This is a genomic window from Pseudoleptotrichia goodfellowii, from assembly GCF_007990505.1.
Lineage (GTDB): Bacteria > Fusobacteriota > Fusobacteriia > Fusobacteriales > Leptotrichiaceae > Pseudoleptotrichia > Pseudoleptotrichia goodfellowii.
In genome coordinates this window covers 1,985,412-2,008,858 of the sequence record NZ_AP019822.1, presented here as the reverse complement: position 1 = coordinate 2,008,858, position 23,447 = coordinate 1,985,412, and the positions used below count along the sequence as shown (strand labels likewise).

The 23,447-nt window shown below is 34.6% G+C and carries 19 protein-coding genes, 3 tRNA genes and 3 rRNA genes; 19 read left to right on the top strand and 6 right to left on the bottom strand.

Annotation, left to right across the window (positions count from 1 at the left end):
* The first annotated feature begins 108 nt into the window (after positions 1–108).
* Positions 109–522, top strand: coding sequence for an SRPBCC family protein (locus tag FVE72_RS09695; RefSeq protein WP_006807693.1), 414 nt, complete (start codon positions 109–111; stop codon positions 520–522).
* Positions 523–538: 16 nt separating this feature from the next.
* The gene (locus FVE72_RS09690; RefSeq protein WP_146966572.1) at positions 539–964 is read left to right on the top strand and encodes an EVE domain-containing protein; all 426 of its coding nucleotides are present in this window, start codon (positions 539–541) and stop codon (positions 962–964) included.
* A gap of 48 nt (positions 965–1,012) precedes the next feature.
* On the opposite strand, the gene FVE72_RS09685 is transcribed toward FVE72_RS09690, so the two are convergent.
* On the bottom strand, positions 1,013–1,696 hold the full coding sequence (locus FVE72_RS09685) for an N-acetylmuramoyl-L-alanine amidase (RefSeq protein WP_051411813.1): 684 nt from the start codon (positions 1,694–1,696) through the stop codon (positions 1,013–1,015).
* Between the two features lie 227 nt (positions 1,697–1,923).
* Here FVE72_RS09685 and FVE72_RS09680 point away from each other — a divergent pair, with 227 nt between their 5' ends.
* The 10 genes from FVE72_RS09680 (at position 1,924) to FVE72_RS09635 (ending at position 13,832) form a co-directional block, all read left to right on the top strand.
* On the top strand, positions 1,924–5,517 hold the full coding sequence (locus FVE72_RS09680; protein WP_232049447.1) for an LPS-assembly protein LptD: 3,594 nt from the start codon (positions 1,924–1,926) through the stop codon (positions 5,515–5,517).
* A gap of 42 nt (positions 5,518–5,559) precedes the next feature.
* Positions 5,560–7,470, top strand: coding sequence for a threonine--tRNA ligase (gene thrS / locus FVE72_RS09675; protein WP_026738169.1), 1,911 nt, complete (start codon positions 5,560–5,562; stop codon positions 7,468–7,470).
* A 30-nt stretch (positions 7,471–7,500) separates the two neighbouring features.
* Positions 7,501–8,241 (top strand): Bax inhibitor-1/YccA family protein, encoded by a 741-nt coding sequence (locus tag FVE72_RS09670; protein WP_026738168.1) that lies wholly within the window; start codon positions 7,501–7,503, stop codon positions 8,239–8,241.
* 18 nt (positions 8,242–8,259) lie between these two features.
* On the top strand, positions 8,260–8,649 hold the full coding sequence (locus tag FVE72_RS09665; RefSeq protein WP_026738167.1) for a pyrophosphohydrolase domain-containing protein: 390 nt from the start codon (positions 8,260–8,262) through the stop codon (positions 8,647–8,649).
* Between the two features lie 218 nt (positions 8,650–8,867).
* Positions 8,868–10,379, top strand: a 16S ribosomal RNA gene (locus FVE72_RS09660).
* Positions 10,380–10,437: 58 nt separating this feature from the next.
* Positions 10,438–10,514: transfer RNA gene (locus tag FVE72_RS09655), tRNA-Ile, on the top strand.
* Between the two features lie 23 nt (positions 10,515–10,537).
* Positions 10,538–10,612, top strand: a tRNA-OTHER gene (locus FVE72_RS09650).
* A 49-nt stretch (positions 10,613–10,661) separates the two neighbouring features.
* Positions 10,662–13,578, top strand: a 23S ribosomal RNA gene (locus tag FVE72_RS09645).
* A gap of 48 nt (positions 13,579–13,626) precedes the next feature.
* Positions 13,627–13,741: ribosomal RNA gene (gene rrf, locus FVE72_RS09640) — 5S ribosomal RNA — on the top strand.
* The 16S, 23S and 5S rRNA genes sit together here with 3 tRNA genes alongside, the layout of an rRNA operon.
* Before the next feature lie 14 nt (positions 13,742–13,755).
* Positions 13,756–13,832, top strand: a tRNA-Asn gene (locus FVE72_RS09635).
* A gap of 118 nt (positions 13,833–13,950) precedes the next feature.
* On the opposite strand, the gene FVE72_RS09630 is transcribed toward FVE72_RS09635, so the two are convergent.
* The 5 genes from FVE72_RS09630 to FVE72_RS09610 form a co-directional block, all read right to left on the bottom strand.
* On the bottom strand, positions 13,951–14,187 hold the full coding sequence (locus FVE72_RS09630; RefSeq protein WP_146966343.1) for a hypothetical protein: 237 nt from the start codon (positions 14,185–14,187) through the stop codon (positions 13,951–13,953).
* Positions 14,188–14,456: 269 nt separating this feature from the next.
* Entirely contained in the window at positions 14,457–14,723 is a 267-nt protein-coding gene (locus FVE72_RS09625) for a hypothetical protein (protein WP_146966569.1), read from the bottom strand.
* A gap of 8 nt (positions 14,724–14,731) precedes the next feature.
* On the bottom strand, positions 14,732–15,079 hold the full coding sequence (locus tag FVE72_RS09620) for a transposase (protein WP_146966324.1): 348 nt from the start codon (positions 15,077–15,079) through the stop codon (positions 14,732–14,734).
* A gap of 20 nt (positions 15,080–15,099) precedes the next feature.
* Positions 15,100–15,501, bottom strand: a complete 402-nt coding sequence (locus tag FVE72_RS09615; protein ID WP_146966567.1) for a hypothetical protein — start codon at positions 15,499–15,501, stop codon at positions 15,100–15,102.
* Positions 15,502–15,590: 89 nt separating this feature from the next.
* Positions 15,591–15,845, bottom strand: coding sequence for a cyclase family protein (locus tag FVE72_RS09610; RefSeq protein ID WP_232049446.1), 255 nt, complete (start codon positions 15,843–15,845; stop codon positions 15,591–15,593).
* Between the two features lie 171 nt (positions 15,846–16,016).
* On the opposite strand from FVE72_RS09610, the gene kdsB reads away from it, so the two are divergent.
* From kdsB to proC, 7 genes are all read left to right on the top strand, one after another.
* Positions 16,017–16,760 (top strand): 3-deoxy-manno-octulosonate cytidylyltransferase, encoded by a 744-nt coding sequence (gene kdsB / locus FVE72_RS09605; protein WP_026738165.1) that lies wholly within the window; start codon positions 16,017–16,019, stop codon positions 16,758–16,760.
* 45 nt (positions 16,761–16,805) lie between these two features.
* Positions 16,806–18,257 carry an alpha-amylase gene (locus FVE72_RS09600; protein ID WP_026738164.1) on the top strand — a complete coding sequence of 484 codons (1,452 nt, stop codon included), beginning with the start codon at positions 16,806–16,808 and terminating at the stop codon, positions 18,255–18,257.
* Between the two features lie 36 nt (positions 18,258–18,293).
* A complete protein-coding gene (proB, locus tag FVE72_RS09595) occupies positions 18,294–19,442 on the top strand; it encodes a glutamate 5-kinase (RefSeq protein ID WP_026738163.1) in 1,149 nt (382 codons plus the stop codon).
* Positions 19,443–19,483: 41 nt separating this feature from the next.
* Complete coding sequence (locus FVE72_RS09590) at positions 19,484–20,281, top strand: hypothetical protein (protein WP_026738162.1); 798 nt, start codon at positions 19,484–19,486, stop codon at positions 20,279–20,281.
* 121 nt (positions 20,282–20,402) lie between these two features.
* On the top strand, positions 20,403–20,993 hold the full coding sequence (locus tag FVE72_RS09585; protein WP_036056207.1) for a hypothetical protein: 591 nt from the start codon (positions 20,403–20,405) through the stop codon (positions 20,991–20,993).
* Between the two features lie 41 nt (positions 20,994–21,034).
* Complete coding sequence (locus FVE72_RS09580; RefSeq protein WP_026738160.1) at positions 21,035–22,291, top strand: glutamate-5-semialdehyde dehydrogenase; 1,257 nt, start codon at positions 21,035–21,037, stop codon at positions 22,289–22,291.
* Between the two features lie 61 nt (positions 22,292–22,352).
* On the top strand, positions 22,353–23,159 hold the full coding sequence (gene proC / locus FVE72_RS09575) for a pyrroline-5-carboxylate reductase (protein ID WP_036056205.1): 807 nt from the start codon (positions 22,353–22,355) through the stop codon (positions 23,157–23,159).
* The last annotated feature ends 288 nt before the right edge of the window (positions 23,160–23,447 follow it).

The following is a 23,447-nucleotide window of genomic DNA, read 5'->3' as shown; positions in this document are numbered from 1 at the left end:
TTTTATAAAAAATTTCACAGAAAAGCAAGGATATAGAATAAAAAATATTGACTTTTTAAAAAAATATAAGTATACTTATAATATATAAAATATGAAAAGAGGTAAGTTATGGAATTCAGCTTTAAAATTAAAGTTAATGCAAAAAAAGAAGAAGTTTGGAAATATTATTCCGACATTGAAAAATGGTATATTTGGGAAGAAGATTTGAAAAATATTTCTTTAAACGGAAAATTTCAGACAGGAACTGAGGGAATAATGGAACTTGAAAAAATGCCACCTATGAAATATATTTTAACTTCGGTAAAAGAAAATGCGGAATTTTGGGATAAAACTGAAACTCCTTTAGGTGATATATATTTCGGGCATGAAATTTTTGAAGATAAGGGTGGATTCGTAGAAATAAAACACACGGTAAGATTGGAAAGTGAAGAAATAAATGAAGAAAATATAAAATTTTTAAAACAAATATTTTCCGATGTACCCCATTCTATGCTACTTTTGAAAAAAGCAATAGAAAAATAAAAAATAGGAGAAAATAATGAAATATTGGTTAGGTGTAGTATCAAAAGAACATGTTTTAAGAGGAGTTGAAGGAGGGTTTTGTCAAGTGTGTCACGGTAAAGCAGTTCCTTTGAAAAGAATGAAAAAAGGCGATTATCTGATCTATTACAGTCCTAAAATAAGCATGGATTCAGATATAAAATGTCAGGAAATAACTGCAATAGGAAAAATAAAAGACGAGAGAATATATAAATTTCAAATGAGTGAAAATTTTGTTCCTTACAGGAGAAATGTGAAATTTTTAAAATTAAAAGGAAAGTGCAGTATAAATGAACTTAGAGAACATCACGAATGGTTAAAATATTCAAAACAGTTAAGATATGGACATTTTCAAGTGTCAGAAGAGTTTTTCAAATTTATTTGCAGTTTTTTTATCTGTGATAGTGTTATAGAAGTCGGATAAATAAAATATAGGGGTTCACTTGAATATATCTGTGAACCCTTTATAAATTTATCTTTCTCTTAAATATTTTTCTATTCCGTTTACCATTCCTCTTACCATTTTTTCCTGATATTCTTTTGAAGCCATTTTTCTGTCCTCATCAGGATTTGACATAAATCCCATTTCTATCAATGTATTAGGCACTGTTGACCAGTTTGTTCCTGTCAAGTCGTCACGATATGCAATTCCTCTGTTTTTAGCACCTGTAGCTTTTACAAATTCCGATAAAATGTCTTTTGAAAGTTTATCGCTTGTTTTTTGAACTTTTTGAGTATAAGGATTTTTAGATGACGAAGTCAAAACTGAAACACCTGTAAGGTTTCTGTTTGAAGAGCCGTCGGCGTGAAGTCTTATATATGCTGCACATCCGGCTTTATTAGTCATAAGAGATCTTTCTTTATTGCTTATATTTACATTATGAGTTTCTCTTGTCATAAGGACTTTATAACCTTTACTTTTAAAAGCATCTCTTAACTTAAGTCCTACTTCCAACGTAAGTTCGTATTCGTTTTTTCTTGTAGCAACTCCGGCAGTTCCGTCGGCAACTTTTACTTTTTTCTTTGAAGAACCGGGAGCTATTTCTTCAAGTCCTCTATTTCCTTTTCCCTGATGTCCCGGATCAATACAGATTAAAGTCTGTCCCGGTTTAACTTCCGCTCCGAATGTAGTAAATACTACTGTAAAAACTGATATTAAAGTTGTTATTTTTAAAACATATTTAAACACAATTTTTCTCCTCTCGTAAATTTTTTAAAAAATACATTTGTTAATTAAGTTTATCACATTAGATATTGATTAGTCAATTTGTCATTATGTCAAATTTGTGGTATAATTTATTTCAAAATTAAACTTTAAAAATAAAGGTTGATAATATGAAAAACAATAAATACAAATTATTGTTTCTTTTCCTTTTCTGTCTGTTGTTTTCAGCTAATTTAAGTGCCGAAGAAACAGTGATAGAAATGGAAACTGAAAAATCAATAATAGATATAGAAAAAGAAGCTATTGAGGCTACTGACGGAGTTATATTGAAATATGGAGATATTACAATAAGGGCTGACAGTGTAAAAAAATTAGGCGGCAAAAATGTTCTTTTCGCATACGGGAATGTTGTTTTTACTCAAGGAACACAAACTGTAAAAGCAAATGAGCTTGTTTTTGATATGGATACAAAAAAAGCTAAAATTTTATCTTCTGAAAGTTATGATACGAAATTGAAATTGCGTTTCGGAGGAGAACAGACATTAAGTGAGACTAATAAAATAACTATAAAAAACGGTTGGTTTACAACGAGTCCGTATGAAGAGCCGAATTACAAAGTGAATGCCGAAGAACTTCTGATTTATCCTAACAGAAAAATTGTTGCAAAAAAAATCGGAGTGGAAGCAGGAGGAAAAACATGGTTTAAATTCCCTTACTATGTTGCTTCGTTAAAACCTGAAAGTCAAAGAGCGACTCTTTTCCCGTATATAGGTTCTGACAGTGAAAGAGGACTCTTCGGAATTTGGGGATTTGATTATGATAAAGGTAAATACGCTCAAGGATTTGTAGATTTTGAGCTGAGTGCAAAGAAAAAATTAGCATTAAAAGTTTCCAATGACTATACTTTGTGGCCCGGAAGTTCAGGGAATGTATTTGTAAGAAGATTTGTCGTTCCTATAGGAAATCACATAAGAGAGTGGGATTTTGAATGGAATCATAATATAGTCAACACTCCTAAAAAAGAAAAAAGTGAAAGAAGATTTTATGATTTAGGATACGGTTTGTGGAATTTCAATTATAAAAATATAACTACGAATCTTGTAAGAGCAGCTGACGGAGTTCTGTTAAAAGACGATTATACTTCTTACGTGGATACTTATAAAAAAATAGGATTTTATGATTTCAAGATAAATCAGGAATTGGGACAAAACGGAGAGTTTAATCTTGATTATTACTGGACACAAAATCCTGATGCATTGAGAGAACTTACAAAGATAAACGATTTTATAGTTGACAGAGATGAAATCGATCCGAGAAAAACTGATGTGGATTTGTACAAAACTTTGAAATATACAAACGGAAACAGTGATGTTGCTATAAAAATTGATAATGAAAAATTTACGGATATAAATCCAGGATATATCGGAGATTTGAATTCATTCAGAAATAAAAAGAATTATTCGATAGATTTTAAGGGGCCTAAAATAAAGTTTGAATATTTGGATTCTAACAAGGATGAATTTCAGGAAATACTTAATTTAAAAGAAAGAGACGATGCTGATAATGTTTCTCTTGAAGACTCGAAAAGATGGGTTCAGACTACAGCTTATGATCACAGAAAAGAGGCTGTTTTGACACTGGGAAATTATTACCCTTTCAGACAAAATGAATTTTTCGGCTACAAGCCGAAAACTTTATCACAATATCTGACCAATAATTTTTATTTCGGTGTAGAAACAAAACATTCGGACATTAAGAAAAAAGAATATGAGTATGATTTTACAAGAGATAATCCGGCATTTAATAATCTGTTTTTAGATTCAACAACTGATGATAACAGCAGAATTTACAAAGTGTATGAAGATACTGACAAAATAAAAAGAGCAAAAAAAATAATTTATGAAAAATACCGTTCTCAAAAAGTTAATATAGGTAATGATAAAATTGAATTACCTATAAGAAATTCTTATTTGGCATTTAATTTCGGCTTTGAGAATAGAGATTATTCGGAAGTGTATGTGCCGGAATTTTCTAAAGGCAGAAAAATAGAGGACGCAGATTCAAAAACCGGATATAAAATATTGAGAGATGCTGCAGGAAATGAAGTAAAGCAACGACCGTCGATGAATATAAGCACCCTCAATACAAAACTGTTTACAACGATTTTTGATAATACGGCAAAAATTAATAATAAATATGACATTAAAGTGACAAATGAAGCTAATTTTACTTTGCAGAAAGTAAATGCAAGCGGAGCAATGTATAACGGAAACGATATAATTGACATTCCAACTAACACACTGGGAATAAATAATAATTTCAATTTTTATCTAGGAAATATGACATTTAATTATAATTTCACAAATTTTCATAATAGACATTTTTCAGGAAATTGGTTGAAAAGTCAGTATGTCAGAAACTATTTTAAATTTGACATTGCCAACAAAAGATTTTTAAGTTTTGATTTTATAAGTGACGATGAATACGAATTTGAAGATTTTAAATCTGAAAGAAGTTTGAGCAGAGAAGTTCAATATGGTTATTTATCTGATGAGGGAAACAGTTTTCTTTATAAATACACGGACAAAAACAGACAATATTTCCCTTATAATGAAGATATGGGCTGGAACCGTAAAGATAATAAAGAATCTGTAAGGGACAGAATGTTCTCCATAAATTATAACGAATGGGGAATAGACTACACAAATATAAAAAGTAAAATCAATGATATTTTCGGTACAAGTCCGAATTTCGGAGAACCCGGTTTAAAACTGCAAAAAGAAACTCATAAAATCGGATTTGTTTACGATACATCGAAAATGAAAAATAAAAAATTTGAATCGGACCATTATTTCAGAGTGAGTTACGGCTTCGGTAAAAAAACATACAGAGATTTGAATAATACACCTCTTACGATTTCCGATGACAGATATTCTTCAGGAAGTGATTATACAACTGTCAGTTTACTTTACAGATATGAAAATAATGTGAAACCTAAATACGAAGGAAGAGATTCCGAAGGAAACATAGTTAAGGAATCCAATCAGAAAGATTTTTCTGTCGAAAATGCAAATAAAAATGTTATTGATAACGTTGAAATTAAAAGTGACGACAGATTATTTCTGAATAGTGAAGAAGAACAGGCATACAAAAGTTACGTTGAAGAGGAAACTTATAAACAGAACAAATTTAATTTGAATGATTTTAACTCGAAATTACAGGATTTGAGAAAAATGAAAAAATATTTTCAAATAGGTCTGGATATGGAAATAGACGGATCAAATTCAATGCGACAGACTGATTTAAAAGGATTTAACAGATTAAATGATCTTACTTTCAAAGTTGAGGCGGGATATTTGGAAAAATTCTTTGTCAGATATGCTTTTGTAATGGAAAAACCGGACAGAATTTACAGAAACGATCCTAACCGTTACAGCCAATACAATTTTAGAAGACATGATTTTGAAACTAAATATATGTTCGGTCCGGACCCTGACAAACCTTGGTGGATAGGAGCAAAAGTACAATATGTTCAGGACGGAGCACCTAAATCTTCGGATCCGGAAATATTTGAAAGTTCATCTGCTGCAAGAAGAGTTAATAAAATAACTCTCGGTATGGCAACTATAAGCCATAGATTTGAAAATCTTGAATGGGAAATAGGGGCAGGCATGAAGTGGGATAAACCGAATAATAAAAAACTTGGATATTACCCTGTTGTAACTTTAAAATTCGGAATTGTAACGTTCCCTGAAAAAAATGTTCAGTTAAATTATACTAAAGGATCGGCTTCTTTCGGAGCAGGGTTCTAAAACTTAAAATTGTGAATTTAATAAAATAAAGGAGTATATAAAATGTTAGAAATGTTATTACCTGACGGAAATGTCAGAAAAATCGAACAACCTATGACTGTTGCGGAATTTGCAAAAACTATAAGTCTTAGTCTGGGGAAAGAAACTGTAGGAGCAATAATAGACGGGGTACAGGTGGATCCGTCTTATCTTATCGAAAAGTCGGGGAGTATAAAAATTGTAACTTCGACAAGTGAAGAAGGAGTGGCAATAATCAGACACAGTGCAGCACATATTATGGCACAAGCTGTTCAAAGACTGTTTCCCGGAACGAAAGTTACTATAGGGCCTGTTATTGAAAACGGATTCTTTTATGACTTTGATCCTGAAAAGCCTTTCACTGAAGAAGATTTGGCAAAAATCGAAGAAGAAATGAAAAAAATTGTAAAAGAAAATTATGAATTTAAAAGAAATGAAATGAGTGCCGAAGATGCAAAAAAACTGTTTACTGAAATGGGAGAAAATTATAAAGTAGAAATAATAGAGGACTTGGGAGTAGACAAAGTCAGCATATATCAGCAGGGAGAATTTGTAGATTTATGCAGAGGAACACATATACCGTCTACAGGATATTTGAAGGCTTTTAAACTGATGTCTACTGCAGGAGCATACTGGAGAGGAAATTCCGATAATAAAATGCTCCAAAGAATTTACGGAGTGGCGTTCGGCAACAAAAAAGAACTTGAAGATTATTTGACAATGCTTGAAGAAGCTGAAAGAAGAGATCACAGAAAATTAGGTAAACAAATGGACTTATTCTTTCTTGATGAACACGGACCGGGCTTTCCGTTTTTTATGCCTAAAGGTATGGAACTTATGAACAAATTACAGGAAATATGGAGAAAAGAGCATAAAAAAAGAAAATACGAAGAAATAAGAACTCCTGTTATGCTTGATAAGGAATTATGGGAAATTTCAGGACATTGGTTTAATTATAGAGAAAATATGTATACTTCGGAAATTGATGAAAAAGTATACGCTATAAAACCTATGAACTGCCCGGGATCTATAATCGCTTATAAAAATAATCTTCACTCTTATAAAGACCTGCCTTTAAAATACGGAGAAATGGGACTTGTTCACAGACATGAGTTTAGCGGGGCTTTGCATGGTTTAATGAGAGTAAGAGCGTTTACGCAGGATGATGCACACGTATTCTGTACGAAGGAACAGATAGAAGAACAAATTATAGAAATAATAGATTTATATGACAAGTTTTATACATTATTCGGTTTCGACTATAATATAGAACTTTCCACAAAGCCTGAAAAAGCTATAGGTTCAGATGAGATATGGGCGGTAGCCGAAGCTGATTTGGCATCTGCACTTGAGAAAAAAGGAATAAAATATAAATTGAATCCCGGAGATGGAGCATTTTACGGACCTAAAATAGATTTTAAAATGAGAGATTCCATAGGAAGGATATGGCAGTGCGGAACAATACAGCTTGACTTCAATCTTCCTGCAAGATTTGAAATGAGTTATATAGGAGCTGACGGAGAGAAACATGAGCCTGTTATGATACATAGAGCAATGTACGGAAGCATGGAAAGATTCATAGGAATATTGATAGAACATTATGCAGGAGCATTTCCTACTTGGCTTGCACCGATTCAGGCAAGAATCCTGACAATCTCCAAAGAACAGGTATCTTTTGCTGAAAAATTATACGAACAACTTCAGGAGGCAGGAATCAGAGTTGATATAGATACAAGAGATGAAAAAATAGGATATAAAATAAGAGAAGCAAACGGAGATCAGAAAATACCTGTGCAGCTGATAATAGGTAAAAATGAAGTTGAAAATAATGAAGTAAATGTAAGAAAATTCGGATCTCAGGACAGTCAAAATATTTCAGTGAAAGAAATAATCAATGTATTACTTGAAGAGTCGAAAGTGCCGTTTAAAAATTAAATTAAAAATAAAAATTAAGAGGTGATTCAAATGAATTATGATGATTTTGAAAATGAAGTATACGGAAATAATAATTCTCAAATGACTTATGAAAAACTTGAGAAATTAGTTGCTTCAAAAGTATTGGGAAGTATAGGATGGATGATAATAGGACTTGCTATAACAGGAATTGTAGGATTTATTACTATTTATTCATTATTAACAGGAAGTTTGAGCTTTCAAACTATACATAGTATATATATACCTGCGACAATTATAGAACTTGTACTCGTTTTTGCTTTTACTGCAATCAGTTTTAAAGCAAAAGTGGGAACTTTAAGATTTGTATTTATACTATATTCTGCATTGAACGGTTTTACCCTTTCTATACTGGGTATTATTTATACTGAAGGCAGTTTAATATTTGCTTTTATAGGAACTTTAGTATTATTTATAGTATTGGGATTATACGGTTATTTTACTAAAGAAGATTTATCAAAATACGGTACAATATTAAAAGTCGGACTTATTGCACTTATAATAATGTCGTTAATTAATATGTTTATGGCAAGTGATCAGCTTATGTGGATTTCGTCCATATTGGGAGTTATAATATTTATAATATTTATTGCTTATGACATTAACAGAATAAAAAACAGTATTATTTCTTATGCAGTCTATGAAGATGCTTCAATTCTTGAAAGAATAGAAATAACAGGAGCATTAAGTTTATATCTTGATTTTATAAATTTATTTATCTATATTTTAAGAATAATGGGAAGAAGAAAATAAATACACAAGGAGAAAAAATTGAAAAAACAGATAAAGTCAGTCGAAGAATTTCACAGAATTTATAAGTTAGGAAATTCTGAAAATCCTATAGGAAAGTTGGAAAACGGGAAAGAAAATTTGAGATTTGAATTAATGAAAGAAGAAAATGAGGAATATCTTGAAGCTGCAAAAAACGGAGATATAGTTGAAGTCGCCGATGCCTTAGGAGATATGATGTACATACTTTGCGGGACAATAATAGAACATGGAATGCAGCATATAATAGAAGAAGTTTTTGATGAAATTCACAGAAGCAATTTAAGTAAATTAGACGAAAACGGTAATCCGATTTACAGAGAAGACGGAAAAGTAATAAAAGGACCAAATTATTTTCCGCCTGACATAAAAAAAATAATCAAAAAAAATTAAGTATACCAAAGCCTTTTAAAACAAAGGTTATAGAAAGAAAAAACAAAATAAAAATAAAAAAAGTAAAAAAACCGCTTGACAAAGGGTAATAAATTTGGTAATATAATTTTTGTCAATTACGGGAGTGTAGTTGGCGAGGACAATGAAAACATGAGAAGAAGAAGCAAAGATGTGAAAAGATGAAATAATGGTGAAATAAAGGAAATATAGAGATATATTGAATGAAGAGTTTGATCCTGGCTCAGGATGAACGCTGACAGAATGCTTAACACATGCAAGTCGATGGGGAAGAATTAACTTGTTAATTTGGTAACCATGGCGGACGGGTGAGTAACGCGTAAAGAACTTACCTTTCAGACTGGGATAACAGAGGGAAACTTCTGATAAGACCGGATATAATTAATTGATTGCATGAGAGATTAATGAAAAGAGATGCTGAAAGAGAGCTTTGCGTCCTATTAGCTAGTTGGTAAGGTAATGGCTTACCAAGGCGATGATAGGTAGCCGGCCTGAGAGGGTGGACGGCCACAAGGGGACTGAGATACGGCCCTTACTCTTACGGGAGGCAGCAGTGGGGAATATTGGACAATGGAGGAGACTCTGATCCAGCAATTCTGTGTGCACGAAGAAGGTTTTCGGATTGTAAAGTGCTTTCAGTGGGGAAGAAGGAAGTGACGGTACCCACAGAAGAAGCGACGGCTAAATACGTGCCAGCAGCCGCGGTAATACGTATGTCGCGAGCGTTATCCGGAATTATTGGGCATAAAGGGCATCTAGGCGGACGATCAAGTCAGGGGTGAAAACTTGCGGCTCAACTGTAAGCTTGCCTTTGAAACTGATTGTCTAGAGTATTGGAAAGGTGGGCGGAACTACACGAGTAGAGGTGAAATTCGTAGATATGTGTAGGAATGCCGATGATGAAGATAGCTCACTGGACGATAACTGACGCTGAAGTGCGAAAGCTAGGGGAGCGAACAGGATTAGATACCCTGGTAGTCCTAGCTGTAAACGATGATCACTGGGTGTGGGCAGGAAGACTGTCTGTGCCGAAGCAAATGCGATAAGTGATCCGCCTGGGGAGTACGACCGCAAGGTTGAAACTCAAAGGAATTGACGGGGACCCGCACAAGCGGTGGAGCATGTGGTTTAATTCGACGCAACGCGAGGAACCTTACCAGATCTTGACATCCTACGAACATGTATGAGGATACATGGTGCCTTCGGGAACGTAGAGACAGGTGGTGCATGGCTGTCGACAGCTCGTGTCGTGAGATGTTGGGTTAAGTCCCGCAACGAGCGCAACCCTTATCGTTAGTTACCATCATTAAGTTGGGGACTCTAGCGAGACTGCCTGCGAAGAGCAGGAGGAAGGTGGGGATGACGTCAAGTCATCATGCCCCTTATGATCTGGGCTACACACGTGCTACAATGGGCAGTACAAAGAGGAGCGAGATAGTGATATGGAGCGAATCTTGAAAGCTGTTCTAAGTTCGGATTGAAGTCTGCAACTCGACTTCATGAAGTTGGAATCGCTAGTAATCGCAAATCAGCAATGTTGCGGTGAATACGTTCTCGGGTCTTGTACACACCGCCCGTCACACCACGAGAGTTGTTTGCACCTGAAGTTACTGGTCTAACTTAGGAGGAAGGTACCTAAGGTGTGAATAGTGATTGGGGTGAAGTCGTAACAAGGTATCCGTACCGGAAGGTGCGGATGGATCACCTCCTTTCTAAGGAGAAAAGAAAACATCTTTCTTCTTCTTGTGTTTAAAAGCTTTAAGGGATTGAGGGCGTGTAGCTCAGGTGGTTAGAGCACTGTGCTGATAACGCAGGGGTCACTGGTTCGAGTCCAGTCATGCCCACCAAGGTTTTTTAAAGGTGATTGTATGGGGATATAGCTCAGTTGGGAGAGCGCTGCCCTGCAAGGCAGAGGTCAGCGGTTCGAACCCGCTTATCTCCACCAAGAGTGAAAAAAGACAATGAGAAATGAATAGTAGGTAAAAGAGTTACAATGAAAAGCGAAATAAGGGCACACGGAGGATGCCAGGCAACTAAAGCCGAAGAAGGACGTGATAAGCTGCGAAAAGCTATGTTAAGGTGCAAGTAACCGCAATAGACATAGATATCCGAATGGGAGAACCTGTATACTGGGAGTATACACGAGAGAGGTAAGTCCGTGAACTGAAACATCTAAGTAGCGGGAGGAAAAGAAAGTAAAAACGATTCTCTAAGTAGCGGCGAGCGAACGGGGAAGAGCCTAAACCATGTATGTGTAGAAGTTGGCGACGTTGCATATATGGGGTAGAGGGATATAGAATGAACAGATAGCCATAAAGTTTAAGTTATGTTGTATGAAGCGGAATTAGTTGGGAAGCTAAACCGAAGAAGGTGACAGTCCTGTATAGTGTAAGTATGATATAATGATAGATATAATCCCGAGTAGCATCGAACACGAGGAATTTGGTGTGAATCAGCGTGGACCAAATCACGTAAGGCTAAATACTTTAGTTGACCGATAGAGGAGAGTACCGTGAGGGAAAGGTGAAAAGAACCCTGAGCAAGGGAGTGAAAAAGAATTTGAAACCGTGTGCTTACAAGCGGTAGGAGCACAGAAATGTGTGACTGCGTGGATTTTGGTTAATCATCCTGCGAGTTATGATATGTGGCGAGGTTAAGTAAGCGGAGCCGAAGGGAAACCGAGTCTTAATAGGGCGACAAGTCGCATATCATAGACGCGAAACCTAGTGATCTAGGCCTGTCCAGGTTGAAGCTGGGGTAAGACTCAGTGGAGGACCGAACTCACCGCCGTTGAAAAGTTGGGAGATGAGATAGGTTTAGGGGTGAAAAGCCAATCGAACTAGGAGATAGCTCGTTCTCTCCGAAATGCATTTAGGTGCAGCCTTAATTTAGATATGTGGGGGTAGAGCACTGTATGATCTAGGGGGCATATAGCTTACCGAAATCAAGCAAACTACGAATACCATATATTGATGATTAGGAGTGAGTCTATGGATGACAAGGTCCATGGACGAGAGGGAAACAACCCAGACCACCGGCTAAGGTCCCAAATTATGTCTAAGTGGGAAAGGAGGTGGATATTCATAGACAACCAGGAGGTTGGCTTAGAAGCAGCCATACCTTAAAAGAGTGCGTAATAGCTCACTGGTCGAGAGTATCTGCGCCGAAGATATAACGGGCTAAGACATAAACCGAAGCTGTGGAATTAGAGTAATCTAATTGGTAGGAGAGCGTTCTGTAGGCCGAAGAAGGTGTACTGGAAGGTATATTGGAGGTATCGGAGTGAGAATGCAGGGAAGGAGTAGTGAGAAGGATGGGTGAGAATCCATCCGGCCGGAAGTCCAAGGTTTCCAGGGGAAGGTTTGTCCGCCCTGGGGGAGTCGGGACCTAAGCAGAGGCTAAGGAGCGTATGCGAATGGAAAATAGGTTAATATTCCTATACCACTATAATCGTTATTAGAGAAGGAGTGACGCAGGAAGGTATGTAAGAAGACTGACGGAATAGTCTTTCTAAGGGAGTAGCATGAATATATAGGCAAATCCGTATATTTAAATGTGAGACCTGATGGGTAAGTACCATATGGTATAAGTTACAGATCCTACACTGCCGAGAAAAACTTCTATCGAGAGAAGTAGTGCCCGTACTGAAAACCGACACAGGTGGACAGAGTGAGAAACTTAAGGCCGACAGGATAACTCTAGCTAAGGAACTCTGCAAAATAGCCCCGTAACTTCGGGAGAAGGGGTACCTAATATACTTGAGTGGAGAGACACCACGAGGGGAAATAGGTCGCAGTGAAGAGTCCCAAGCAACTGTTTACCAAAAACACAGGTCTATGCTAAGCTGAAAGGCGACGTATATGGGCTGACACCTGCCCAGTGCCGGAAGGTTAAGAGGAGGATTGAGAGATTCGAATTGAAGCCCCGGTGAACGGCGGCCGTAACTATAACGGTCCTAAGGTAGCGAAATTCCTTGTCGGGTAAGTTCCGACCTGCACGAATGGTGAAATGATTTGGGAGCTGTCTTGGCTGGAGACCTGGTGAAGTTGTAATGTCGGTGAAGATACCGATTACCTGCAGTAGGACGGAAAGACCCCGTGGAGCTTTACTGTAGCTTGGCATTGGGTTTTGGCAATGTGTGTATAGGATAGTTGGGAGACTGAGAAGATAAGGCGTCAGTTTTATCAGAGTCGTCGTTGGAATACCAACCATATGTTGTTGAAATTCTAATCATATATTTGTAGTATATGAGACAGTGCTGGTGGGCAGTTTGACTGGGGCGGTCGCCTCCAAAAGAGTAACGGAGGCGTTCAAAGGTTCCCTCAGGTTGGATGGAAATCAACCGGAGAGTGCAAACGCAAAAGGAGCTTGACTGCGAGACTGACGGGTCGAGCAGGTACGAAAGTAGGAGTTAGTGATCCGGCGGTGCTGAATGGAAAGGCCGTCGCTCAACGGATAAAAGCTACCCCGGGATAACAGGCTGATACTTCCCAAGAGTCCATATCGACGGAAGTGTTTGGCACCTCGATGTCGGCTCGTCTCATCCTGGGGCTGGAGAAGGTCCCAAGGGTTGGGCTGTTCGCCCATTAAAGAGGCACGCGAGCTGGGTTCAGAACGTCGTGAGACAGTTCGGTCCCTATCCACTGCAGGCGTTAGAATATTGAAGAGATCTGTCCTTAGTACGAGAGGACCGGGATGGACAAACCTCTGATGTACCGGTTGTTACGCCAGTAGCATGGCCGGGTAGTCACGTTTGGAAGGGATAATCGCTGAAAGCATCTAAGTGAGAAGCCCACTTTAAGATGAGTATTCTTTTAAGTAACCATCGAGAACAGGTGGTGATAGGGCTGGAGGTGTAAGTACAGTAATGTATTTAGCTGACCGGTACTAATATTACGTTAGCTTTTTATTTAACTTCTTTTACTACTACTATTTATTTCTCATTGTCTTTATATTCAGTTTGGTGATCTTAGCAACAGGGATACACCCGGTTACATTTCGAACCCGGCAGTTAAGTCTGTTTACGCCTAAAATACTTAGATTTACTTCTAGGGAAAATCGGTAATCGCCAAACTTTTTCTTTTTTGCGTCTCCGTAGCTCAGTCGGTTAGAGCATTTGGCTGTTAACCAAAGGGTCGTTGGTTCGAATCCATCCGGGGACGCCATTTTTTTTGTTTGTTTATAACATATACAAAATATATTATTACCTTCTATATATTATATTTGATCCTAAATTTCCGAAGAATTATACATATGAAAAAAGGACATAGAATTAGTCTTTTTCTATAATAATTCTTCAGGAAATTTAATATCCATATATTTAAATATTTCTTTCTGTTTCTTTGTTACTTCTCCCAATTTAAGTTTTTCATTACCTCTTTCATAACTTTCTATCAAGTCCAATTCATCAAGAAGTTCCTGTGTTGTGTATTTCTTATATAATTCTTTTTCACTCATCTTATTTTTTATATACGATAGCATTACTAATGACACGAATGTTACAAATATTTTTCCATCCATTGTAGGTTTTGATGATACTCTTAATCTTCTTGCATCAAGTCGGTCTTTTATATTATGAAATGCTTTCTCTGCTACATCTTTTGTCTATATATACTTAATATTTCTCTTGCTTCAAGATTTTCATTACTTATCAAACTGAAATAACCATATTTTTTCATATGTTTTTCTATAATATCATCTTTTGCTACAGCAATTATATTTTCTTTTCAACTTTAATATCGAAATATTTCCTATAGTCTTCGACTCTTTTTCATTTTCTACATTATTTTCTATATCTGTTTTAATTTAATCAGGTATTCTGTAAAATCTTTATCTTCTTTTAAAGCTTTTTCATCATCAAAAAACACATACAAGTAAAGATACTTCTTATTTTCCTTGTCTGTATCGTCCCACATAAGTATTTCTTTTTTACCATATATATTATATTCAGCTATATAATTAGTAAATTTCTTAATATCTTTTACTTTTTCTATTCTTTCTTTTATTATTTTTGATGATGACTTTGTTCCTACAATAAATTTAAATTTATTATTCATGAGTTCATCTATATTGTTTTACTGTAGAATCCTCTATCCATCACTAATTTAGGTTTCTTAACTCCTATATACTGAACATCTTTTATTAATCTTCTAACTGTTGACACATCAACAATGTTTCCTGGTAAAACTCTATAGTAAAAAGGCAATCTTGACTTTTCTCCATACAAAATTGCAAGATTGATTTGTGCTAATGTATCATTTTCCTTATTATATCCGTATCTCATTTGATTAATAGCTTTTGAATAAGATGATATGCTTGTTGTATCATAAGCCCAATACTCATCTTCTTTCAACTGTTCAGCCTGTAATTTAAAGAAATTGTTTTTTCCGCTTTCATTTATTTCTGAAAACATTTCACTTATTCTTTGAGAAGTTAGTTCACTTCTGTTAAATGTTTTATGAATTTTACTCCATTTTTCATATCTTGATATAGGACTATCTTTTCTAATATCAGATATTGTGCAACAGATAAAATTTCTTTGTACAAATCAGGAAAACATTCTTTAAGATTAGAAGTCAGTCCCAATTTTTTAGCAATAAGATTTAAAAGCAGATTAGCACCATAAAATTTACGCTTATCATTTTGAGCTTTATTTTCTTCCAATTTCTTTTTTTGAGTGGAAGTAGGTACAATTTGTCCAGTAAGAGGGTCCTTAATACCGATTAATTTTCTTTTAGATTTAGATTTTTTTTCAGATTTATCCCAATAGTTAATAGATTCATAAACATAAGTTTTATTGTATTTTTTATTATATAGAAAAACTAAAGAAGCCATAAGATTATCACCTATGTATAATTATACATAGAAATAAAGAAAAAGTCAAGAAAAAAATGTAGAAAAAAGCAATAAAATTAATCTTTTTTCTACTTCATATGTTTATTTCTTCGGAAATTTAGGATATGAGTTCCGAACTGTCCCGGAAATTTATGCGTCTGAATATTCAGATTCATTTCGGGAAAGTCTATAATAGTATTATTAAGCTCCAGAACTCCTTCAGGCATTCCTTGCCAATAAGGGCTGTCATTTGTAATTTCGTGAGTAAGATCAACCCATTTGTGATTTTTCAAAACTTTCAGCAGTTCCCATAAATTGTTTTCCACATTTATCACACCTTTCATTTAAAATAAATTTATTTACAACTTTATAATATATCATTTGTAACTAAAATAAAAATATAAAATATATATCGGATATGTTTACAAAATAAATTTTTGAAAATATATATTTTAATATAATCGGATAAATGATATAATTTATAAAAAGAATTAATTTAACCGAGGAGACAGATTATGAAAATACTTGGAGTGATTCCTGCAAGATATGCGTCTACGAGATTTGAAGGGAAGCCTTTAAAAGAAATAAACGGCAGTCCTATGATAGAATGGGTATATAAAAGGGCTGAAAATTCAGATATTGATAAACTGGTCGTTGCAACTGATGATGAGAGAATATTCAATGCGGTAAAAAGTTTCGGCGGGAATGCAGTTATGACATCGACAGAACATGAAAACGGCACATCAAGAATAATAGAAGTTATAAATGATCCCGAATACAGTGATTTTGATTTTGTTATAAACATACAGGGAGATGAGCCTCTTATAGATATTAAGTCTGTTAATTTAATTGCCGATAATTACAGAGAGGAAAAATCCGAAATAGTAACTTTGAAAAAAGAGTTTAAAGAAAAAGAGGAGATAAAAAATCCGAATATTGTAAAAGTAATAACAGATTTTAATGATAATGCGATATATTTCAGCAGATCGGTAATCCCTTATGAAAGAAATGAAATAAAAGATTTTAAATATTATAAACATATAGGAATTTACGGTTATACTTCAAAATTTTTAAAGGAACTGAAAAATCTGAAAAGCGGAATTTTGGAAAAAATTGAGTCTTTGGAGCAGTTGAGATTTATAGAAAACGGGTATAAAATAAAAGTGCTTGAAACGACTTCCGAAGTAATAGGTGTGGATACAGAAGAAGATTTGAAAGAAGTTATAGAATATATAAATAAGAATAATATAACTTTATGAGAGTTTATTGTGAGGACTCATTGCCGTACTCATTAAGGAGGATATATGGAAAACGGAGTAATGATACAATATTTTGAATGGAATTTACCTGATGACGGAAAACATTGGGAAAGACTGAAAAATGATGCAAAACATTTGAGTGAAATAGGAGTTTCGGCAGTATGGATACCGCCGGCATATAAAGGGACTTCTTCGGTAGATGTAGGATATGGAGCCTATGATTTATGGGATCTGGGAGAGTTCGATCAGAAAGGAACTGTGAGAACAAAATACGGGACGAAGCAGGAACTGACAGAAGCCATAGAAGAACTCCATAAATACGGTATTAATGTATATCTGGATGCTGTTCTGAATCATAAAGCGGGAGCCGACGAAACTGAAAGATTTCTCGCTGTGGAAGTTGCTTCGGATAACAGAAATGAAGAAGTATCCGAGCCTTATGAAATCGAAGGCTGGACAAAGTTTACTTTTCCCGGAAGAAACGATAAATATTCTGCTTTCAAATGGAATTACAATCTTTTTACAGGTGTAGATTTTAATAATGAAAATAAAAAAAATGCCATTTACAAAATAGTCGGAGAAAATAAAGACTGGGCAAAAAGTGTAGATTCGGAAATGGGAAATTATGATTATTTGATGAATGCAGACATTAATTATGCTCACCCCGAAGTGAAAAAAGAAGTTATAAACTGGGGAAAATGGGTTGTAAACGAACTCAAGCTTGACGGTTTCCGAATGGATGCCGTAAAGCATATAAGCGAGGAATTTATAAAAGAATTCCTTAATGAAGTAAGAAATGCATACGGAGAAAATTTTTATTCGGTAGGAGAATATTGGAAAGACGACTTGGAAGTGTTAAAAGAATACTTGGAAAGTCTTGAATACAAGACCGATTTGTTTGATGTGGGACTTCATTTTAATTTTCATGAAGCATCAATAAAAGCAAAAGAATTTGATTTGAACACAATTCTCGATAATACTATAATGGTGTCGGATTCGATGCAGGCTGTGTCTTTTGTGGATAATCACGACTCTCAAAAAGGAAGTGCATTGGAATCTCAAATAGAAAGCTGGTTCAAGCCTCATGCTTATGCGATAATATTACTGTCGGAACACGGATATCCGTGTCTGTTTTACGGTGACTATTACGGAGTGGGAGGAAATGAAAGCGAACACAGATGGATAATAGATCAGTTACTTTATACAAGAAGAAACTTTGCCTACGGTTCTCAAGTCAACTATTTTGATTCTCCGAATGTTATTGCAATTTACAGAACAGGAAGAGAAAATGATATAAATACAGGATGTATAGCCGTTTTATCCAACAGTGATGAAGAAGGAGAAAAAGTCATAGAAGCGGGACAAAATCGTACAGGTCAGGCTTGGAAAGAGATTACGGGAAGCGGTTTTGAGAATGTTGTAATTGATGAGAACGGATTCGGTACATTTAAAGTTCAGGCAGGGAAAATATCGGTTTGGGTGCCTGAAACTGAATAAAATTAAGAAATAAAAAGTAAGGAAAGCAAGAAAAATATGAAAAGTAAAGAAAATAAAAGAGAAGAAATTTTAAAAAATATACAAAAAGTTGTAGTTAAAGTAGGAACGTCGACTTTGACTAAAGAGGACGGCAATCTGAATGTAGAAAAAATTAAAAAAATAGTTTTGGAATTAAGCAATTTATCCGACAAGGGTTATGATATAGTTCTTGTAACATCGGGAGCTATAGGTGCAGGAATGGGGAAACTCAATATGACCGAGCGACCTAAAACGTTGCATGAAAAACAGACACTTGCCTCGGTTGGGCAAGTAGCACTTACTCATTTATATCAAATGCTTTTTCATGAGTATAATAAAACGATAGGGCAGCTTTTGCTTACAAAAGGGGATTTTTCAGACAGAAGAAGATATCTCAATGCGAGAAATGTGTGCAATACACTTCTGAAAAATAAAATAATCCCTGTTATAAACGAAAATGATGCCGTTGTTTCCGATGAAATAAAAGTCGGAGATAATGACACTCTTTCAGCACTGGTAGCGGGACTTATAGATGCCGATTTACTTATTATCCTGTCGGATGTTCAGGGACTTTACAATAAAAATCCTCAAAAGTACAGAGATGCGGCATTAATGGAAATAGTCGGAGATATAAATGAGGATATTAAAAATATGGCAGGCGGAGAAGGCTCCAAATTCGGAACGGGAGGAATGATTACTAAAATAATCGCCGCCGAAATGGCTACGAAAATAGGTACTCATCTTGTAATTGCGAGCGGAGAAAATCCTCAAAATATAACAAAAATAGTGGAAAAAGAAAATGTAGGAACACTTTTTGTGAAAAAACATAAAAAAATAAGCTCGAAAAAATACTGGCTTGCATACGGGACTAATAAAAAAGGGATTTTAACAATAGATGAAGGTGCGGAAAGTGCTTTATATAAAGGAAAAAGCCTATTACCTGTAGGGATAAAGTCGGTAGAAGGAGCATTTAATAAAGGTGCTGTCGTGAAAATAGAAAATATGAAAAAAGAAGTTATCGCAATGGGAATCTCGAACTATTCTTCAGAAGAAATAAATCTGATAAAAGGGCAGCACAGCGAAGATATAGAAAACATATTAGGACATAAATATGCCGACGAAGCAGTGCATATTGACAATGTTGCAAAAATAAACAAAATAGTGTAAAATTATATTACAATAAAAATTTATAATAGGAGTGAGAAAATATGGAAAATTATGGAAAACCTAAAAAAACGGTAGGAATGAAACTTTACCCAAAAACACTGACAATATTAAACTTTTTATTATTTATCTTTTTTATGCTCGGGTTGACAAAAGAATTTATAAATAATTTTGAAAGAATATATGAAAGAAACGGAATATCTTCAGTGTTTTTTCTTATAGGGTTTGATTTGGTGCTTTTACTTATAGCATTGGGAATACCTTATATAATGATAAAATTGTATCCGAAAATATATTATTATGAAGACGGATTTACAGTGGGAAAAAACAAAGAAAAAGTTTTATATGAAAAAGTTGATTATTTTTTTATACCCAATCAACATCCTGCTCTTTATGCGATGAATAGATTTACTACAATATGGTATAAAAATAATGATAATAAATGGAAATTTATATCAGCTATGGGATATCCGAAAAAAGGATTTGATTTGTTTCAGGAAGATTTTGTGAAAATAAATTATCCGAAAGCTATGAAGGAAATAGAAAACGGAGGAACTGTCGAGTTTCTGTTTAATAATCCTAAAAAACTGATACCGGCTTTAGGCAAGAAAAAATTTATTGAGAAAAAATTGAATCAGGCTATGAAAATAAAAGTTTCAAAAGAAAATATAGTTTTTGATAATGAAGTTTATGAATGGGATAAATATAAAATAACGACAAATTTAGGAACAATCGTTGTAAAAGATAAGGATGATAAAGCAATATTGGCTTTGCCGAGCAGAGCATTGATTCATAAAGTGAATCTGCTGGTAGCTATAATTGACAAACTGGGAAATAATTAATCAGGATAGTGCTTTTAATAGAAAAACAGTATTCATATAAATTTATAGTTTATGAAAGAGCATGGATAACGGAAGTATGAGGGCAATAAGCCCTCATCTGAACGTTTTAAGGAGTAAAAATATGCAAAAATTTATGACATTCAAAAAAGATGAAAATAAACTGTTAACACTGCTGGGAGGAATGGCAGGTTTTACAGTTTCTACATTTATTCTTTTTTTGATAGCACGAAACGGCGGAGCGACATTATATGTATGTTTATTTGCTTTGGCCGGACCCTTGTTGGGAGTTCTGGGGGCAAATTATTTAAAAAGAGAAACAAAATCCGATAAAGAAGACATTTGGGATAAGAATTTTGACACGGGAAAAGCACAGAAAAGTAAGTTCAGTCCTGATAGTAATTATGAATTAACGGGTTTCGGCACAGTAACGGTATTTGTTTTTGCTTATCTGTCAATATATTTGTCCGAGGTGTTAAATTTAACGAAATTTTTTCAGGAGCAAAATCCCGACAGAAAGTTTTCCGAACTTTTTATGCTTGTGGCGGGAAATATTTTTAATGATTCAGAGTTCGGAGGATTTTTAATAAGTTACTGGCTCGGATTGACGTATCTTGTCATATGTATAATTATAGGTACGATTGTCGGATTTTTCATAAGGAAGAAAAAGGAACAGGAAGAAAAAGAGAAAAGAAATAAAAGTAAATTTCAATAGTTACAAAAAGCTGACTGCTGAACTGACTGAAAGGAGAAAATGTGAATTATATAGAAGAAATGGGGAAAAAAGCCAAAGAGGCTTCAAAAAAGCTTTTGGTTTTGGATACTGAAACGAAAAACAGGGCTTTAACAATGATAGCCGAAGAATTGATTAATAAAAAAGAAAAAATAAAAAAAGCAAATAAAAGGGACTTGGAAAAAGGGAAAAAAGACAGGCTTTCTTTTGCTCTGCTTGACAGGCTTGAACTGACTGACGCAAGAATAGAAGCAATGGCTCAAAGTTTAAGAGAAATAGCGGCTTTTACAGATCCTGTAGGAGAAATAGTAACAGGCTGGAAACATAAAAACGGTATGACTATTGAGAAAAAAAGAGTGCCTTTAGGAGTGCTGGGAATTATATATGAATCAAGACCCAATGTAACAGTGGATTCGGCAGGACTTGGGATAAAATCTTCCAATGCGGTTATTTTAAGAGGGTCTGCCAGTGCTATAAATTCAAATATTTACTTGAGCAGATTGTTTAATGAAATCGGGACAAAAGGGGGATTACCTGAAAATTCAGTTCAGCTGATAGAAGATACCGACAGAGAGCTTGTAAACAGTATGGTTAAAATGAACAAATATATAGATGTTCTAATTCCCAGAGGAGGAAAGGGACTGAAAAAGTTTATCATCGAAAATGCAACGATTCCTGTAATTGAAACAGGAGCAGGAGTTTGCCATGTGTTTGTCGATGAAAGTGCAAAAATTAATATTGCTTTGTCTGTTATTGAAAATGCAAAAACTCAAAGACCGAGTACATGTAACTCAATAGAAACGGTGCTGATCCATAAAAATATTGCGGAGAAAATACTGCCCGATTTAACGGAAATGCTTTTAAAAGATGGAGTAGAATTAAGATACAGTAAAGAGGCCCTTGATATCGTAGGCAATAAAGCAGAAATAAAACTTGCGAACGAAGATGATTGCGGGGCGGAGTATCTTGATATGATAATGTCGCTGAAATTAGTAAATGATGTAAATGAAGCTGTAGAATATATAAATGAACATAGTACACAACATTCGGACTCGATAATAACCGAATCCATAGAAAATGCCGAGAAATTTTTAAATGAAGTGGACTCGGCTGCGGTTTATCTCAATGCTTCCACAAGATTTTCCGATGGAGGAGAATTCGGCTTCGGAGGAGAAATAGGCATTTCCACACAAAAGCTTCACGCAAGAGGACCTATGGGAGTGAGAGAACTCACAACAACAAAATATGTCGTAAGAGGAAATGGTCAAATCAGAAAATAAAGTGTCGATTTTGGAAAGATTGTAAACGAAGTAATTTTTTTGTAAAATAGAAAGGGAAATAATGAAAATAGGATTTATAGGTACAGGAAACATGGGGAGTGCCATAATAAACGGATTAGTCGTATCAAAATTTGTTTCGGAAAAAGAAATAAATATATTTGATTTGAATGATGAAAAAGCTAAAAAAATATACGAAAAGTATAGTATAAACATTTTGCAGAATGAAACTGAAATAGTTGAAAACAGTGATATAATAATTTTAGCTGTAAAGCCGGATGTTTACAGTGGTGTTTTGGGAAAAATAAAAGATAAAATGAAAAAAGATAAAATAATATTGACTATTGCTGCAGGAGTGAGTATCAGTGATGTGGAAAATATAATCGGAAAAGATAAAAAAATAGTGAGAACTATGCCGAATACACCTGCACAGGTAATGGAAGGAATGACTGCAATAGCATTTAATAAAAATATAAATTCCGAAGAAAAAGAAATGATATTCCGATTGCTGAACAGTTTTGGAGAAAATATCGAAATAGAAGAAAAACTTATGCACGTCTTTACTGCTATAAGCGGATCGCTCCCTGCATATGTGTATATGTTTGCAGAAGCCCTTTCTGACGGCGGAGTTTTGGAAGGGATGCCGAGAGAAAAAACATATAAAATAATAGCTCAGGCTATAAAAGGATCGGCAGAAATGATGCTCAAAACAGGAAAACATCCTGGAATCCTGAAGGATGAGGTAACTTCTCCCGGGGGAACGACTATAGAAGCTCTGAAAGTTTTGGAAAACGGTAATTTCAGAGGTACCTTGATAAATGCTGTGAGCAAATGCACTGAAAAATCAAAAAAGATGGGCAATAACAAATAAAAATAACAAATCCGAATTTCAATAATCGGAAATAATTTTAAATGAGAGCAGATTGTATTAATGCTCTCATTTTTTATTAGATTTGAATATAGTATGAAATGTCGCATATTTATTAATAAATCAAATTTATTAATAAGATAGTTCATTAAAATAATATTTTTATATAAAATATTCTGATTCTATAATTATTAAATAAATTCATTAAAATAAATTTGGTTTTATGTGTTGACAAATGAAAAAATCAAGGTAATATATATTGAAAATAGTTTTTAAAATGATTTTAAAAAT

Coding starts and splice junctions, on each gene's coding strand:
- FVE72_RS09615 (WP_146966567.1), bottom strand. CDS start 15,501: ATGGCTTCTTTAGTTTTTCTATATAATAAAAAATACAATAAAACTTAT.
- FVE72_RS09590 (WP_026738162.1), top strand. CDS start 19,484: ATGGAAAATTATGGAAAACCTAAAAAAACGGTAGGAATGAAACTTTAC.
- proB (WP_026738163.1), top strand. CDS start 18,294: ATGAAAAGTAAAGAAAATAAAAGAGAAGAAATTTTAAAAAATATACAA.
- FVE72_RS09620 (WP_146966324.1), bottom strand. CDS start 15,079: ATGTTTTCAGAAATAAATGAAAGCGGAAAAAACAATTTCTTTAAATTA.
- FVE72_RS09695 (WP_006807693.1), top strand. CDS start 109: ATGGAATTCAGCTTTAAAATTAAAGTTAATGCAAAAAAAGAAGAAGTT.
- FVE72_RS09610 (WP_232049446.1), bottom strand. CDS start 15,845: ATGAAAGGTGTGATAAATGTGGAAAACAATTTATGGGAACTGCTGAAA.
- kdsB (WP_026738165.1), top strand. CDS start 16,017: ATGAAAATACTTGGAGTGATTCCTGCAAGATATGCGTCTACGAGATTT.
- FVE72_RS09690 (WP_146966572.1), top strand. CDS start 539: ATGAAATATTGGTTAGGTGTAGTATCAAAAGAACATGTTTTAAGAGGA.
- FVE72_RS09625 (WP_146966569.1), bottom strand. CDS start 14,723: ATGAATAATAAATTTAAATTTATTGTAGGAACAAAGTCATCATCAAAA.
- FVE72_RS09670 (WP_026738168.1), top strand. CDS start 7,501: ATGAATTATGATGATTTTGAAAATGAAGTATACGGAAATAATAATTCT.
- FVE72_RS09600 (WP_026738164.1), top strand. CDS start 16,806: ATGGAAAACGGAGTAATGATACAATATTTTGAATGGAATTTACCTGAT.
- FVE72_RS09630 (WP_146966343.1), bottom strand. CDS start 14,187: ATGGATGGAAAAATATTTGTAACATTCGTGTCATTAGTAATGCTATCG.
- thrS (WP_026738169.1), top strand. CDS start 5,560: ATGTTAGAAATGTTATTACCTGACGGAAATGTCAGAAAAATCGAACAA.
- FVE72_RS09585 (WP_036056207.1), top strand. CDS start 20,403: ATGCAAAAATTTATGACATTCAAAAAAGATGAAAATAAACTGTTAACA.
- proC (WP_036056205.1), top strand. CDS start 22,353: ATGAAAATAGGATTTATAGGTACAGGAAACATGGGGAGTGCCATAATA.